Origin of the sequence: Longivirga aurantiaca, from assembly GCF_042660085.1 — a bacterium.
Lineage (GTDB): Bacteria > Actinomycetota > Actinomycetes > S36-B12 > CAIYMF01 > Longivirga > Longivirga aurantiaca.
In genome coordinates this window covers 1-15,459 of sequence record NZ_JBHSTI010000022.1, presented here as the reverse complement: position 1 = coordinate 15,459, position 15,459 = coordinate 1, and the positions used below count along the sequence as shown (strand labels likewise).

Annotated in this window: 14 protein-coding genes and 1 pseudogene; 2 read left to right on the top strand and 13 right to left on the bottom strand. The window is 72.3% G+C overall.

Annotated elements, in window-relative coordinates; all coding sequences use genetic code 11:
* Positions 1–68: 68 nt before the first annotated feature.
* Complete coding sequence (locus ACFQGU_RS16060; RefSeq protein ID WP_386768644.1) at positions 69–635, top strand: DUF1801 domain-containing protein; 567 nt, start codon at positions 69–71, stop codon at positions 633–635.
* Here ACFQGU_RS16060 and ACFQGU_RS16055 read toward each other — a convergent pair.
* The 4 genes from ACFQGU_RS16055 to ACFQGU_RS16040 all read right to left on the bottom strand — a co-directional run bounded on the left by ACFQGU_RS16055 (position 632) and on the right by ACFQGU_RS16040 (position 3,925).
* Positions 632–1,024 carry a ribonuclease E inhibitor RraB gene (locus ACFQGU_RS16055; RefSeq protein ID WP_386768642.1) on the bottom strand — a complete coding sequence of 131 codons (393 nt, stop codon included), beginning with the start codon at positions 1,022–1,024 and terminating at the stop codon, positions 632–634. The genes ACFQGU_RS16060 and ACFQGU_RS16055 overlap by 4 nt on opposite strands.
* 47 nt (positions 1,025–1,071) lie before the next feature.
* Complete coding sequence (locus tag ACFQGU_RS16050) at positions 1,072–1,845, bottom strand: carbon-nitrogen family hydrolase (protein WP_386768640.1); 774 nt, start codon at positions 1,843–1,845, stop codon at positions 1,072–1,074.
* Positions 1,846–1,975: 130 nt separating this feature from the next.
* Positions 1,976–2,428, bottom strand: coding sequence for a hypothetical protein (locus ACFQGU_RS16045; RefSeq protein WP_386768638.1), 453 nt, complete (start codon positions 2,426–2,428; stop codon positions 1,976–1,978).
* Between the two features lie 78 nt (positions 2,429–2,506).
* The gene (locus tag ACFQGU_RS16040) at positions 2,507–3,925 is read right to left on the bottom strand and encodes an AMP-binding protein (protein ID WP_386768636.1); all 1,419 of its coding nucleotides are present in this window, start codon (positions 3,923–3,925) and stop codon (positions 2,507–2,509) included.
* Between the two features lie 100 nt (positions 3,926–4,025).
* Between ACFQGU_RS16040 and ACFQGU_RS16035 the strand changes: the two genes are divergently transcribed.
* Positions 4,026–4,871 carry a maleylpyruvate isomerase family mycothiol-dependent enzyme gene (locus tag ACFQGU_RS16035; RefSeq protein ID WP_386768634.1) on the top strand — a complete coding sequence of 282 codons (846 nt, stop codon included), beginning with the start codon at positions 4,026–4,028 and terminating at the stop codon, positions 4,869–4,871.
* Positions 4,872–4,947: 76 nt separating this feature from the next.
* On the opposite strand, the gene ACFQGU_RS16030 is transcribed toward ACFQGU_RS16035, so the two are convergent.
* From ACFQGU_RS16030 to ACFQGU_RS15990, 9 genes and pseudogenes are all read right to left on the bottom strand, one after another.
* Positions 4,948–6,150, bottom strand: a complete 1,203-nt coding sequence (locus ACFQGU_RS16030; protein WP_386768632.1) for a serine hydrolase domain-containing protein — start codon at positions 6,148–6,150, stop codon at positions 4,948–4,950.
* Positions 6,131–7,549, bottom strand: a complete 1,419-nt coding sequence (locus ACFQGU_RS16025) for a dihydrolipoamide acetyltransferase family protein (RefSeq protein ID WP_386768630.1) — start codon at positions 7,547–7,549, stop codon at positions 6,131–6,133. The genes ACFQGU_RS16030 and ACFQGU_RS16025 overlap by 20 nt, the downstream gene beginning before the upstream one ends.
* An 11-nt stretch (positions 7,550–7,560) precedes the next feature.
* Positions 7,561–8,544 carry an alpha-ketoacid dehydrogenase subunit beta gene (locus ACFQGU_RS16020; RefSeq protein ID WP_386768628.1) on the bottom strand — a complete coding sequence of 328 codons (984 nt, stop codon included), beginning with the start codon at positions 8,542–8,544 and terminating at the stop codon, positions 7,561–7,563.
* A complete protein-coding gene (gene pdhA / locus ACFQGU_RS16015) occupies positions 8,544–9,626 on the bottom strand; it encodes a pyruvate dehydrogenase (acetyl-transferring) E1 component subunit alpha (protein ID WP_386768626.1) in 1,083 nt (360 codons plus the stop codon). Before pdhA ends, ACFQGU_RS16020 begins: the two co-directional genes overlap by 1 nt.
* Positions 9,627–9,879: 253 nt before the next feature.
* Positions 9,880–11,343 carry a cryptochrome/photolyase family protein gene (locus ACFQGU_RS16010; RefSeq protein WP_386768646.1) on the bottom strand — a complete coding sequence of 488 codons (1,464 nt, stop codon included), beginning with the start codon at positions 11,341–11,343 and terminating at the stop codon, positions 9,880–9,882.
* A 505-nt stretch (positions 11,344–11,848) separates the two neighbouring features.
* Entirely contained in the window at positions 11,849–12,853 is a 1,005-nt protein-coding gene (locus ACFQGU_RS16005) for a LacI family DNA-binding transcriptional regulator (RefSeq protein WP_386768624.1), read from the bottom strand.
* Positions 12,854–13,234: 381 nt separating this feature from the next.
* On the bottom strand, positions 13,235–14,011 hold the full coding sequence (locus ACFQGU_RS16000; protein WP_386768622.1) for an enoyl-CoA hydratase-related protein: 777 nt from the start codon (positions 14,009–14,011) through the stop codon (positions 13,235–13,237).
* Positions 14,008–15,156 (bottom strand): acyl-CoA dehydrogenase family protein, encoded by a 1,149-nt coding sequence (locus ACFQGU_RS15995; protein WP_386768620.1) that lies wholly within the window; start codon positions 15,154–15,156, stop codon positions 14,008–14,010. Before ACFQGU_RS15995 ends, ACFQGU_RS16000 begins: the two co-directional genes overlap by 4 nt.
* A pseudogene (locus ACFQGU_RS15990) lies at positions 15,153–15,459 on the bottom strand (hypothetical protein); the annotation flags it as partial. The pseudogene ACFQGU_RS15990 and the gene ACFQGU_RS15995, both read right to left, overlap by 4 nt.

The following is a 15,459-nucleotide window of genomic DNA, read 5'->3' as shown; positions in this document are numbered from 1 at the left end:
ACGGACACATCCAACCGCAGCGTCGGCAGCACTGTTCCCCGTCAGTGCCTGCGCAGTAGCGTCGCGCCATGACGAGCGGGATGGACGCGTACATCGCGCAGCAGCCCGAGCCGCAGCGCAGCAGCCTCACCGCGATGCGGGCGCTCCTCGGCGGTCTGCTGCCGCGGGCCGAGGAGGCGATGGCGTACGGCGCGCCCGCGTGGACCGTCGACGGCACGGCCGTGGCCGGTCTCTCCGGCTCGGCGAAGCACTGGTCGTACCTGCCGCACAGCGGCTCGGTGGTCGCGACGCTCGGCGACGCGCTGTCGGCGTACGAGACGTCCAAGGGTGCGATCAAGGTGCCGGCGGGCGAGACCCTGAAGAAGCCGCTCGTGAAGAAGCTGGTCGCGGCCAGGCTCACCGAGCTGCAGATGGTGCCGGATGCGAAGGGGAAGGTGCGCGACTTCTACCCCGACGGCGGCCTCAAGGCCAAGGGCGCGATGAAGAACGGCGAGCTGCACGGCGACTGGCAGTGGTGGCGGGCGGACGGGTCGCTCATGCGCAGCGGCAGCTTCGACCGCGGACGCCAGGTGCGCGAGTGGACGACGTACGACCGCAGCGGCATACCGGTGAAGGTGACCGACTTCGGCCGCTAGACCGACGCCTCCCAGCCGTCGTAGTCGCCGTCGAGCCGGTCGGCGATGCCCTGGAAGAGGTTGTCGGCGTCGGTGAGCAGCGCAGGGGTGAGGACGACGTCGTGCTGCTCGGCCACCACGCACCACTGGGTCGAGGCCTCGTCGGCACTCGGACGGACCACCGTCCCCCACCCCGCAGCCCGAGCCTCGACCGCGGCCTCCTCGGCCAGCGCCTCGGTGGGCAGATAGAGGTAGTAGATCCAGTGCCGCGGCTCTGAGAGGTCGGCGCCGGCCTTCACCATCTGCTCGACGACCATGAGGTCCTTGTACTTGATGCCGAGCTGAGGCGAGCGCTCGTCGGGGTCGACCTCGTCGTTCCTCGAGCGCTTCAGCCGGTCGAGGAGTCCCATCGGCACATCCCACCTGCTGGGTGCGGCAGCGGGAGCCGCCGTACGGGCTACAGGCGGCGATCGGCCAGCACGGGGAACGCCATCCGCCAGTCACGTGCCGCAGCCGGATCGATCTCGGCGTACAGGATCTCCTCCTCGACGCCGGCCTCGGCGACGACGGTGCCGCGCGGGTCGACCACGACCGAGTGGCCGCCGAGCTGGACGCCGACGTGGTTCCCCGCGCCGTTGCACGCGACGACCCAGGCCTGGTCCTCGATCGCGCGCGCTCGCGCGAGCACCTGCCAGTGCTCGATGCGGGTGATCGGCCACCCCGACGACAGCAGGAACGTCTCGGCGCCGGAGTCGACCAGCCGGCGGAACAGCTCGGGGAAGCGCAGGTCGTAGCAGGTGGCAAGGCCGGTGGCGCCCAGCGCGGTCGGCAGCACGGTGAGCGAGTCGCCCGCGGTCATCACCGAGGGCTCGCCGTCCTCCCAGCCGAAGAGGTGCTGCTTGCGGTACGTCGCGAGGATCTCGCCGTCGGCGTCGATCACGACCGAGGTGTTGTAGCGGTTGCCGGCGGACGCCTCGGCGAACGAGCCCATGTGCAGCGTGATGCCAGCCGTGCGTGCTGCAGCCCGCATCCGCGTGACCACCGGGCCGTCGATCGGCTGCGCCTCGGCCTTCGCGAGCTCGAGGTCGAAGGCGCCGACGTGCCAGAGCTCGGGCAGCACTGCGAGGTCGACGTCGACGAGCCGCTCCACGATCCCGGCCGCCCGGTCGAGGCGGTCGGCAGGCGTCTCGGTGTCGGAGGAGTCGAGCTGCACCAGGGCCACACGCGTCATGCCCGCATCATCCCAGCCCGCCCACCCCCACCGCTCGCACTGATCAATCCGTCGTATCCCGGGGCAGGAAGCGACGGGTTGATCCGGCTCACGGAAGGGGTCGGCGCCGCGCCGGGTTCGGTACGGCGGGTCACGCAGGGTCGTCGAACCGCGTATGCCACGCGAGGCGCTCGCGGGCGGCGTCGCCCGCGCCGAACCACGTGATCGCGAGGTCGCGGTCGGGGTAGGCGAGCCGCCCGGACAGCAGGTCGGCCACCTCGACGTCGTCCGCCTCGAAGGAGGCCTCCACCCACGGCAGCACCGTCGGGTAGCCGTCGTCGTCGAGGGCGACGGGGTCGAACGACACCTCGACGATCACGCTCTCGCGCGGGTCGACGTCGCGTCTGCGGAGCAGCCCCTCCTTGCGCCACCACACCTCGACGTCGGCGACGATCGTGCCGACCCGGGTGCCGGCCTCGTCGAGCAGCGCGCCGATCGCCCCACGCAGCGGGTCGAGGCGCAGGTCGTGCGGCACCGCCGACGCCAGCTCGGACACCCGGCCGAGGTCGACCTCGGTCTCGTCGTCGCCCTCGAAGATGCTCACGCGCGCATCCTCGCAGCCCCTCGCGCGCACTGATCGATCCGTCGCTTCCTGGCCCGGGAAACGACGGAATGATCAGTGTCAGCGTGAGAGGTGGAAGGTGCGCAGGACGTCGCGCTGCACCTTGCCCATCGCGTTGCGCGGCAGCTCGTCCACCGCGAGCCAGGTGCGCGGGGTCTTGTACGCCGCGAGCCCCGCCGACGCGTGTGCCGCAAGCACCTCGGCGTCGAACAGTCCGGCCTCCGTCGGCACCACGAAGGCTGCGACCGTCTCGCCCCAGGTCGCGTCGGGAAGGCCCACCACAGCCACATCGGCGACGGAGGGGTGCTCGCGCAGCACGTCCTCGACCTCGCGCGGGTAGACGTTGTAGCCGCCGGTGATGATGAGCTCGCTCGCACGGCCGACGAGGCGAAGGCGGCCCTGGTCGTCGAGCGTGCCGATGTCGCCGGTGCGGAAGAAGCCGTCGTCGGTGAACGCCGCCGCCGAGGCCTCCGGCCGCTCCCAGTACCCGCGGAAGACGTTGGGGCCCTTGACCTCCACGGCTCCGCCGTCCCCGAGCCGCACCTGGACTCCGGGCAGCGCGCACCCCACGCATCCGGGCACGCGGTCGTCGAGGGCGTTCGACGTGAGCATGACCGTCTCGGTCATGCCGTAGCGCTCGACGGGCGCCTGCCCGGCCTCCTCGGCGATGCGGCCGAACAGCACCGGGTCGAGCGGCGCCGACCCCGACACGAGCAGCCGCAGCCCGCGCAGCCCGGCGAGACAGCCGGACTCGGCGAGCTTCGCGTACATGGTCGGGACGCCGAAGTAGAGCGTCGCGCCGTACGACGCAGCTGTCTCGACCACGAGCCCGGGCTCGAAGCGCGAGAGCACCACAGAGGCGCCCGCAGTGAACGAGCCGTTCAGCCCCGCGCCGAGGCCGTGCATGTGGAACAGCGGCAGCGTGTGCAGCAGGCGGTCGGACGGCGTCCAGCCCCAGGTCCGCACCAGCGCCTGTGCGCCCGCCAGCAGGTTGCCGTGGCTGAGCATCGCGCCCTTGGGCGCTCCGGTGGTGCCGCTGGTGTACGCCACCATCGCGAGGTCGTCGCTGACCGCGGCGTCGAGCCTGACCGCGACGCCCGGTGGCAGGTCGTCGAGGCGGCCGCCATACGCGCGCACGCCGTCGATGCGCGAGACGTCGTCGACCAGCGCGAGCACCGGCCGCACGTCGCCGACGATGTGGGCGAGCTCGCGCGCGGTGTACGCCGTGCTGGCGGGGACGACGACGGCACCGAGCCGCAGGACCGCGACGTACGCCAGCACCGTCTCGACCGAGGGCGACCGTGACAGCAGGACCCGGTCCCCCGCGCCGACGCCCGCTGCCGCGAGCCGGCCGGCGAGCTCGTGCGTGGCGGCCTCCATCGCCGCGCCCGTCAGGGCCCAGCCGTCGTCGCCGTCGACGAGGACGACGTCGTCCGGCCGCTCGAGCCAGCCGCGCACCCAGTGCGCCGTGAGGGTCACGACGCCCATCCTGCCCCGGCCGGGTCCCGCCGAGACCTGGGCCGCCGCGACGCCCGGATTACCTGCGGGAACGGGCGGGGCCGCGTCTAGCCTGGGGCGCATGAGCACCCTTCCCGCGGAGTCGTACGGCGTGCGCGAGCTGCTCGCCGCGTGGAACGACGCGCTGCACACCGTCGCCGAGCTGGGCCGCCGGCTCTCCCCCGAGCAGTGGGAGGCACCGACGGAGTGCCCCGGCTGGAGCGCGGGCGACGTCGTCCGCCACCTCGCGTGGATCGAGTCGTTCATGGCGGGTCGGCCGCAGCCGGAGCACGAGATCGACTGGTCGCGCTTCCCGCACATCGCGAACGACTTCGGGCGGCTGACCGAGACCGGTGTCGACGTACGCCGCGGTCAGCCGCAGCAGGAGTGCTGCGACGAGCTCGCCGGTCTCGCCGACGTGCGGCTCGGGCAGATCATGGCGCTCGACCCGCTCACCCTCGAGACCGAGGTGATGGGCGTCTTCGGCACGCCGGTGCCGCTCGACCGCATGGTGCGGATGCGCACGTTCGACACCTGGACGCACGAGCAGGACATCCGCCGCGCCGTGCAGCTGCCGGCGAACCTGAGGACGGCCGGCGCGCAGGTGGCCGCCGTGCAGATGGTGCGCACGCTCGGCTTCATGCTCGCCAAGAACGTCGAGGCACCACCCGGCACCACCATCCGGCTCACCGTCACCGGACCGATCGAGTTCGAGCGGTACGCCGAGGTCACGCCCGCCGGCAAGGGCGCCGACATCGCGCCGGTCGACGAGCCGACCATCGGCGTCAGCACCGACTGGGAGACGTACGCCCGACTGACCACCGGGCGGCTCGACGTCACCGACCCCGCCGTCCTGGCCAGGGTCGAGCTGACCGGCGACGCCGACCTCGCCGCGCGGGTGCCCGCCGCCCTCGCCATCACGCCGTAGCGGGGCTCCGAGTCACTGCCCATGTGGTCGCTGAACGAACCGCTTCAGCGACCATTCGGGCAGTGACTCGAGTCGCTCAGCCACCGACGGTGTGGGCGATCGTGCGGCAGATGGCGTGGTTGTCGAGGTGCCACTGCTCGTCGTCGGGCTCGGACCACGACGACAGGACGACGACGACCACCTCGCGCGCGACGTCGACGTACAGCATCTGACCGTGGATCCCCATGCCGAGCGCGACGTCGGGGTCGATGTTCGGCGTGTACCAGCACGAGCGGTAGGCGCCGTCGGCCCACATCGACGCGAAGTCGCCGCGCGCCCACTGCTCGCGGTGCCCGGCGTGGAGCAGGTCGTCGACGAACTCCTCCGACACGAGGCCCGCACCGCGCTCGGCCACGATCTGGCCGAGCCGTGCGACGTCGCGGGGCAGCGCGCTCATCCCGCCTGCCGCGCGCGGGGTGCCCTCGCGGTCGAGCGTGACGTGCGCGCCCAGCTCGGTGCCTGCCGGCTGCCAGAGGTAGCGCTCGACCGCCTCGGCCCACGTGGTGCCCGCCGAGGCAGCGCACACCCAGCCGAGCAGGTCGATCGCCGGCGAGAGGTAGCGGAAGCGCTCGCCGTGCTCGCCGTCCGGCTCACGCGTGGCGAGGAAGTTGCGCAGGGCCGGGGCACCCGCTGGGGCCGGGTACCAGCCCGCCGCGTGCCGGTACGCCGTGAGGTCCGGCCCCGGCGTGTAGTCCTCGACGAAGGCGAACGACGCCTCCATGTCCATCAGCTGTCGGACCGTGGCGGTGGCGAACGCGCTGCCCGCGACCTCGGGGACGACGTCGACCACGAGCGCGTCGAGGTCGAGCAGGCCGCGCGACGACAGGGCGCCGGCGAGCAGACCGGTCACCGACTTGGTGATGGAGAAGACGAGGTGCTGCTCGTCGGTGCGCACACCGGGCGCGAGCCACTCGAGCACGAGCTCGCCCTGGTGCAGCACGACGAGGGCATCGCGCTCGCCGTCGTGCAGCAGGTCGTGCAGCGCGACCGGACCGTCGTGCGCCTCGATCGTGAGGTCGAGCAGCGTGGGCTCGAACCGCTCCGGCAGCTCGCGCGGCTGCGCGGCCGATCGGATGCGCTCGGTCGGCAGCAGCTCGCGCACATGCCGCACCGACCAGCCGATGTGGTCCGGCGTCAGCCAGTCGGCGAGGGTCGCACGAAGCCGGGCGACCGTCGTCGGGTCGCCCGGCACGTGGTGCCGCGAAGGGTGCGGGTGGGAGTCAGCCGAGGACGAGGTCAAGGGCGGGGTCCTCCAGGAATCGGGCGACGGACGCGAGCACCTGCGAGCCCAGCGCGCCGTCGACGTGACGGTGGTCGAACGACAGCGTGAGCTGCATGACGTGCCGAGCCCGCACCTCGCCGTCGACGACCCACGGCTTCAGGGCCACTCGGCCCATCGCCAGGATCGCGGACTCACCGGGATTGATGATCGGCGTCCCGCCGTCGACGCCGAAGACGCCCACGTTGGTGATCGTGATCGTGCCACCCGCCATGTCGGCGGGCGGCGTCTTCCCGGACTTCGCAACGTCGACGAGGTCGTGCAGCGCCCGCGCGAGCCCGACGAGGTCGAGCCGGTCGGCGTCCTTGATGTTGGGCACGATGAGGCCGCGGGGCGTCGCCGCGGCGATGCCGAGGTTGACGTAGTGCTTGGTGACGACCTCGCCGGCCTCGCCGTCCCACGTGGAGTTGACGCCGGGGAACGCGCGCGCCGCGCGGATGAGCCCCGCGGCGACCAGCAGCAGTGCGCTGACCTTCACGCCCTCGAGCTCGGGACGCTTCCTCAGGCTCTCCACGAGCTCGACCGTGCGCGTGACGTCGACCTCGACCCACTCGGTGACGTGCGGTGCGGTGAAGGCGCTCGCCACCATCGCCTCGCTCATCATCTTCAGCACGCCCTTGACCGGCGTGCGCTCCTCGCGGGGGCCGGTGCGCTCGGGCGCGACCGTGCGCGAGGCACCGGCGTACGCCGGACGAGTGGACGGCGCGAGACCGGTGAGCTTGGCCGCGCGCTCGACGTCCGCACGCGTGAGCGTGCCGCCGTCGCCGGTGGGGTCGACCGTGGAGAGGTCGACGCCGAGATCCTTGGCGAGCTTGCGCACCGGCGGCTTGGCGAGCACCGGGCTGCGGCGCGACAGCACCTCCTCGGTGTGCCGACCGACCTCGAGGCTGCCGTAGCGCACCGGGCGCGCGGCCTCGCCGGGCGGGCCGACCTCGACCTCGGGCGCGCCGTGCGGCGTCACATGCGGGACGCGCTGGCGTCGCTGCGGCGTGCCGGTCTGCTTGACGCCGTACCCGACGAGCACGGCCTCGCGCTTGCCCTCGTCGGGCTCGACGGCGACCGCGGGCACGATGTCGCTCGCGGGTGACAGGGCGGGCTCAGGCGCGGAACCTGTTGCGCCCGTGGCGATCGCGATGATCGGTGTGCCGACCTCGACCGTGTCGCCCTCGGAGACGTAGACCTCGGTCACCGTGCCCGCGTATGGGCAGGGCAGCTCGACCGCGGCCTTCGCCGTCTCGATCTCGACGATGGTCTGGTTGACCACCACCGTGTCGCCCGGCTTCACGTGCCAGGTCAGGATCTCGGCCTCGGTGAGGCCCTCGCCCACGTCGGGCAGCAGGAACGTCTTGATGTCGCTCATGTCCACCCTCCTCAGTACGCCAACGAACGGTCGACGGCGTCGAGCACGCGGTCGAGGTCGGGGAGGTACTCCTCCTCGAGCCGGGACGGCGGATACGGCGTGTGGTAGCCGCCCACTCGCAGCACGGGAGCCTCGAGCGAGTGGAAGCACTCCTCGGTGACGCGTGCCGCGAGCTCAGCGCCGACGCCGAGGAAGACCGACGCCTCGTGCACGACGACGAGCCGCCCGGTCTTGCGCACGGACGCGGCCACCGTCGGGATGTCGAGCGGCGACACCGAGCGCAGGTCGATCACCTCGAGGTCGAGGCCGTCGGACTCGGCGGCGAGCGCGGCCTCCAAGCAGGTGCGCACCATCGGGCCGTAGCAGGCGAGCGTGGCGGTGGTGCCCGGCCGCACGACGCGCGCGGTGAACGGCGACTGCGCGCGGCTGATGTCGACCGTGTCGTCGACGTCGGCCTTGTCCCAGTAGCGGCGCTTGGGCTCGAGGAAGACGACCGGGTCGTCGCTCGCGATCGCCTGCTGCACCATGACGAACGCGTCGACCGGGTTGGACGGCGAGATCACGCGCAGACCGGCGGTGTGCGCGAAGTACGCCTCGGGCGACTCGCTGTGGTGCTCGACCGCGCCGATGCCGCCGCCGAACGGCAGGCGGATCGTGATCGGCATCGGAGTGCGGCCGGCGGACCGGGCGCGGTGCTTGGCGATCTGCGACACGATCTGGTCGAACGCCGGGTAGACGAACCCGTCGAACTGGATCTCGACCACAGGCCGGTAGCCGGCCATCGCGAGGCCGACCGCGGTGCCCATGATGCCGCTCTCGGCGAGCGGGGAGTCGATCACGCGCGCCTCGCCGAAGTCCTTCTGCAGACCGTCGGTCACGCGGAAGACGCCGCCGAGCTTGCCGATGTCCTCCCCCATGAGCAGGACCTTCTCGTCGTTCTCGAGCGCCTTGCGCAGGCCCGCGTTGATGGCCTTCGCCATCGTCGTGACGGCCATCAGTGCTCCCCTCCCGCGAACGACGCGTGGTAGCGCACGAACTCCTCGCGCTCGCTCTCGATCAGCGGGTGCGCCTCGGCGTACACGTGGTCGAAGAGCGACTCGGGCGCCGGGTTGGGCAGCGAGCGGCAGCCCTCGCGCAGCCGGACGGCGAGCACCTCGGCCTCGGCCTCGACCTCGTCGAAGAAACCGTGGTCAGCGAGGCCGTTGCGGGCGAGGTAGACCTTCACGCGCTCGATCGGGTCCTTGAGCTTCCAGGCCTCGAGGTCGGCCGCGACGCGGTAGCGCGTCGGGTCGTCGGACGTGGTGTGCGCGCCCATGCGGTAGGTGAACGCCTCGATCAGCGTGGGGCCGTTGCCCTCTCGCGCGTTCTGCAGGGCCGCGCGGGTGACCGCGAGCACCGCGAGGACGTCGTTTCCGTCGACCCGTACGCCGGGGAAGCCGAAGCCGGCCGCGCGCTTGTAGAGGGGGATGCGGGTCTGGCGCTCGAGCGGCTCGGAGATCGCCCACTGGTTGTTCTGGCAGAAGAACACGACCGGCGCGTTGTAGACGCTGGCGAACACGAACGACTCGTTGACGTCGCCCTGGCTCGTCGCGCCGTCGCCGAAGTACGTGATCACGGCGCGGTCGGTGCCGTCGCGCTGGATGCCCATCGCGTAGCCGACCGCGTGCAGGCACTGGTCGCCGATGACGATCGTGTAGAGCGCGAAGTTGTGGTCGTGCGGGTCCCACCCGCCGTTGGTGACGCCGCGGAAGAGCCCGAGCAGCTGCAGGGGGTCGACGTCGCGGGTCCACGCGACGCCGTGCTCGCGGTACGTCGGGAACGCGAAGTCGTCGGTGCGCAGGGCGCGCCCCGATCCGACCTGCGCGGCCTCCTGGCCGAGCAGCTGGGCCCAGAGGCCGAGCTCGCCCTGGCGCTGGAGCGCGGTGGCCTCGGCATCGACCCGGCGTACGAGGACGAGGTCGCGGTAGAGCGCCCTCAGCTCGTCCGGCGTCAGATCGACGTCGTAGTCGGGATGGTGGACCCGCTCGCCCTCGGGGGTGAGGAGCTGGACGAGCTCGGGGCCTCCGTCTGCGGTCATGGGTGGACCTCCTGCGGTTGCCGTCGGGCGCAGGAGCCTGGCCCGTGCGGGATCGCCGCCGTGACCACGCGCCGGCGCGTGTTCTACCGCGCATCCTGGCATCTCCGAGCCCGTGCTGTTACCCGTCCGAGCCCGAACACCGGACGTCCCGCGCCGCCCCCACCCCTGCCCACGGGCGACCCCTGGGGTCGATCACGGCAGTCGAACTGCACTGATTGACCCGTACTCGTGATCGTGGACGACTCGTCGCCCGTCAGGGGGCGGCGGTGCCGCGGGCGGCCTCCTGGGCGACCAGGGCGCCGCGGTCGGCCAGGCGGGCGAGGCCGGCGTAGGGCTGGGCGAGGCGGTGGTTGCCGCGCAGCGCATCGGCGTTGCGGTCGAGGAACGCCCAGTAGCCGGCGGTGAACGGGCAGGCCGTCGCGCCGACGCGCGTGGACGGCGAGTAGGCGCAGCCCTTGCAGTGGTCCGTCATGCGGTTGAGGTAGGCGCCGCCAGCGGCGTACGGCTTGGTGGCCATGCGGCCGCCGTCGGCGTAGAGGGCCATGCCGACGACGTTGGTCACCATCACCCAGTCGTAGCCGTCCACGAACGAGTCGCGGAACCACGCCGCGGTCGCGCGCGGGTCGTAGCCGCGCTGCAGGGCCCAGTTGCCCAGCACCATGAGCCGCACGATGTGGTGGCTCCAGCCGCGGTCCCGTACGTCGGCCAGCGCCGACCGCAGGCACGAAGCCCGTACGTCGTCCGCGTCGAGGTCGGCGAACCACGACGGGATCGGCGCGTTCGCGCCGAGCGCGTTGCCGTCGGCGTACTCCTCGCCGAGCGCCCAGTAGAGCTGCCACGCCCACTCGCGCCAGCCGACCACCTGCCGCGCGACCGCCTCTGCGCTCTGCAGCGGCACGTCGCCTGCGCGGTACGCCGCGACGGCGGCGTCGACCACCTCGAGCGGGTCGAGCAGGCCGAGGTTCATCGGCACCGAGAGCAGGCTGTGGGCCATCGCCCAGTCGTCGCGCAGCACGGCGTCCTCGTACGGGCCGAACTGCGCGAGGCGGTGCTGCACGAAGTCGTCGAGGGCGGCAAGGGCCTCGGCGCGCGTGGCGGCGAACGTGCGCGGCGCGTCGACGCCGACGAGCGTGACGCCGTCCCACGCATCGAGGTCGCGGCGCACGACGGCGTCGATCGCGTCCTCCGTCGGCGACCACGGATGCGGGAGACCGAGGGTGCGCTGCCCCTTCGGCGGGGGCAGGCGGTTGTCGGCGTCGAAGTTCCAGCGCCCGGTCTCGGGCTCGCCGTCGGGCTGCACGAGCAGGTCGAGGCGCCTGCGCTGGTGGCGGTAGAAGTCCTCGAGGACCGGTCGGCGGGTGCCCAGCCACGCCTGGAATTCGTTCTCCCCCATCGTGAATCCGCGTGCGGGAAGCACCGTCATGCCCTGGTCGCGAGCCCAGCGGCGGGCGGCGTACGAGGTCGGGTCGACCACGGTCACCGTGCGCGGGTCGATGCCGGCCTGACGCAGGGCTTCGCCGTACGACGACGCCTGCACGTGGACGGCGCGATCACCCAGCTCAGCGGCACGGTGCCGCAGGGCGCTCAGCAGCAGGTGCGCCTTCTGCCGGTGGACGCGGCGCCGGGCGAAGGCCTGGCGCGATTCGACGAGCAGCACCTGCTCGTCGGGATCGAGATCGGTGGTGAAGTGCGGGCCGAGCTGGTCGGCGAACAGCATCCTCACCCGGCGATCGTCGCGGCTCCCGGCGCACCCCGCACCTCAGGACACCCCCATCGCTGAGACTGATGAACCCGTCGCTTCCCAGGTGCGGAAACGCCGGGTTCGTCAGCCTGACGGTGGGGCTAGCCCTTCGGGCAGAGCTCCGCGGCCTTGGCGGCCAGGGCGGACGCGGTGCCCGGGGCTGCGCAATCGAGCAGGCCGGTGCTGCGGTCGTCGTACGCCGTCCAGGTGCCGCTGATCGGCTCGCCGCTCGGGCCGCACGAGCCGGGTGCCGGAGCAGGCGACGTACCGCCAGTCGCCGGTGAGGAGGTACGCCGTCCGCAGCGGCGCGGGCGACCGCACGGAGACGAACTCCGCGAAGTCCGGCCTGTCCTGCACGTCGACCCCGATCCGTCGTGGGCCGCCGTACGCCGCCCTCACCCAGTCTCACGCGGTGGGCGGCTCGGATGGTTGCCGCGCCCTCCGGGGATCTCGGGGGGTGAGCGCCTGCGAGGTCGGACGGTCAGCGACGGCGCAGGGCGGTGGAGCCGCGCACGACCATGTCGAGCGGCAGCACGTCGTGCTTGGGCGGAGCCTGCGGGTCGTCGAGGCGCGCGAGCAGCAGCCGCGCCGCGCGCGCACCGATCTCCTCGACCGGCTGCACGACGGTGGTGAGGTCGAGGTGCTCGCTCATCTCGTGGCCGTCGAAGCCCACCACGCTGACGTCGCGTCCTGGCTCGAGTCCGTGCGCCCGCAGCGAGCGCAGCGCACCGAACGCCATCTCGTCCGACATCGCGAAGACGGCGGTCGGCGGGTTGGCCCGTGCGAGCAGCGAGGTCATCGCGCGCTCCCCGCCCTCGATCGTGAAATGTCCGCAGGCCTCGAGGTCGGGATCGATGCGCAGGCCGGCCTCGACCATGGTGTCGCGGTAGCCGATGAAGCGGTTGTCCTCCGGGCGGAACGGGGTCGGGCGCGGTCGGCCCGAGATGAGCGCGATGCGCTCGTGCCCGAGGTTGATGAGGTGCTGCACGGCCATCCGCGCGCCGGCGACGTCGTCGATGCCGATCGACGAGCAGCCGTCGTGGTCGGTGTCGATGAGCACGACGGGCTGGTCGAGGTCGAAGATCTCGCTGACGCCCTCGGTCTCGGTCGGGAGCGAGATGACGAGGAAGCCGTCGACGCGGCGCCGCAGCTTGCGGTGCGGGGGCACGTGCCCGGTCTCGCCCGGGTCGCCGATGCTCGAGAGCAGCAGGTCGAGGTCGGACGCCTGGAGCACGCCCTCGATGCCCGAGAGCACCCGGGCGAAGTACCAGCGCGCGATGTACGGCGTGATCACGGCGATGCTGCCGGCGCGGCCGCTCGCGAGGCGGGACGCCGCCGGCGAGACCACGTAGTCGAGGCGCTCGGCGACCTGGCGCACCTTCTCGCGGGTGACCGGGTCGACGTTGGGCAGGCCGCGCAGCGCTCGGGACACCGTCGCGGTGGAGACCCCGGCCTCCCGCGCGATGTCGCGGATCGTCATCGCCATGTCGGCCTCCTTCCCGTCGTGGCCCGTGCAGCGGCCTCAGGGTAGGGATCCATGACACGCAAGTGCAAGCGTTTACGGACACGATCGTGTGACACGACCGGCACCGCTTTCACCGCGTGTGCCTGGGATAGCACACCCTCAGCAGGCGCCGGATGCAACGGCGTACGGGGCCGCCGAGCCCTTCCGGGCCTGCAACGCTGGAAGCAGCGCGGTGCGTTACACCCCCCATGCCGCGCGCGCGTCATCGGCCCCCGACGTTCTGGAGCAGGGCTTGGGCCCCCGCCGGCCATGGGCGAAGCCCTCGCCCGGTAGGGGACTTCATCCACGAGAGCCGGGCGATCCTTCCCATCACCCCCGGCGCGGGACGGACTGGCGCGGGTGTCAGTCGGTGGTCGGGGCCCAGGGTGCGGGGCGGCGCTGCAGGAACGCGGTCATGCCCTCGCGCGCCTCGTCGCTGGAGAAGAGCGACGCCGACAGCTGGGCCGTGAAAGCGAACGCCGCATCGCGGTCCATCCCCGGCACGCGGCGCAGCAGCTCCTTGGTCCGCGCTAGCGCCTGCGGGCCGCCGAGCAGCAGCGCGTCGACGTAGGCCCGGACGACGGCGTCGAACGACGGCTCCTCGGCCACCGCCGTCACGAGCCCGGCAGCCTTCACCCGCTCGGCGCTCACGCGCTCACCGGTCAGCAGCAGCTCACGCGCGTCGTTGGGGTTCATCCGCGCGAGGCACACCACCGAGATCACGGCCGGCGCGACCCCCACGCGCACCTCGCTGAACGCGAACTTCGCCGTCTCCACAGCCACCGACAGGTCGGACGCCGCCACCAGGCCGTTGCCGCCGCCGGCGACGTGCCCCTGCACGCGAGCCACGATCGGCTTCGGGTGGTCGAGCATCGCCTCGAGCACGCGCACCAGCGCGCCGGGGCCTGACGCCGCGAAGCTGTCGGCGTCCGCGGTCGAAGCGCCCGACAGGTCGGCACCCGCGCAGAACGTGTTGCCCTCGCCGGTCAGCACGATCACGCGCACGGCGTCGTCCTCGGCGGCTGCCGCGAAGTGCTGCGGCAGCTCCGCGAGCATGGCCGCCGACAGGACGTTCTTGGTCTCGGGGCTCGCGAGCGTGATCGTCGCGACGCCGCCGTCGACCTCGTAGCGCACGGTCATCGCTGGTCCATACCCTCCAGCAGCGCGATGATGCGGAGCATCACCTCGTCGGCGCCGCCGCCGATCGAGATGAGGCGGACGTCGCGGTAGTAGCGCTCGACCCAGTACTCCGACGCGTAGCCCATGCCGCCGTGGAACTGCACCGCAGCATCCGCCACCTCGCGCGCCAGACGGCCGGCCTTGAGCTTGGCGATGGTGGCCATGCGCGTGGCGTCCTCGCCCGCGACGACGCGCTCGGCCGCCGCGTAGCAGTACTCCTTGAGCAGGTCGACCTCGGCGATGAGCTCGGCCAGGCGGTACTTCAGGTGCTGGTTCGCCAGCAGCGGCTTGCCGAACGCCTGGCGGACGCGCAGGTAGTCGATGGTGCGGTCGATCGCGCGGCGCGCACCGGCGTACGCCATGTAGGAGCCGATGAGGCGCTCGTCCTGGAACTGCGCCATCTGCATCTGGAACCCTCGGCCGATCTCGCCGATCGTGTTCGACACCGGCACGCGCACGCTGTCGAAGACGAGTTCGCCGGTGTCGCTGGAGTGGTTGCCCATCTTCTTGATGCGGCGTCCGACGCTGAAGCCGGGCGCGTCGGTCGGCACCACGATCATCGACATGCCCTGGTAGCCGCCCTCGTCGCTGGTGCGCGCGAGGAGGCAGAGCCAGTCGGCCTGGGTTCCGTTGGTGATCCACATCTTGCGGCCGTCGATGACCCAGTCGTCGCCGTCACGGCGCGCGCGGGTGCGGATCCCCGCGACATCGCTGCCCGCGTCGGGCTCGGACACCGCGACGCTGCACACCATCTCGCCGGCGAGCGCGGGCACGAGGTACTGCTTCTTCAGCTCGTGGCTGCCGAAACGCGCGAGCGCCGGTGTCGCCATCGCCGCCTGCACCGCGATGCCCATCGGCACGCCCGCGCAGTCGGCGCGGCCGAGCTCCTCGGCGAGGACGACGGTGAACGAGTGGTCGGCGCCCTGACCGCCGTACTCCGGGTCGTACTCGAGGCCGAGGCCGCCGACCGCCGCGAGCTTGGGGAGCAGCTCGTGCCCGGGCCAGATGCCGGCCTCCTCCCACTCGTCGGCGTACGGGTTGAGGTCCTTCTCGACGAAGTCGCGGACGGACTTCCGGAACTGCTCGTGCTCGGGCGTGAAGATCATGACTGCTCCCCTGCATCGGTGCTCGCGCTGCGGTCGATGGTGAGCCCGAGCCCGCGGGCCCAGAGCGTGCTGAGAGTGGCGACGGCGGTGGCGTCGTCGTACGACGCGGAGTCCTGCTCGCCGCGTCCGTACCAGTGCCGGCCGAAGCCCTCGACCATCGCGCAGAGGGCGCTCGCGGCGATGGCGGGGTTCACGTCGTCGGCGGCGACGCCGGTGGCCTGCAGCTTCTCGATCTCGCGGGTCACGCGCGCGACGTGGTCGCGACGGATGCCGCTCAGCACCTCGCGGTAGCGAGGGTCGGTG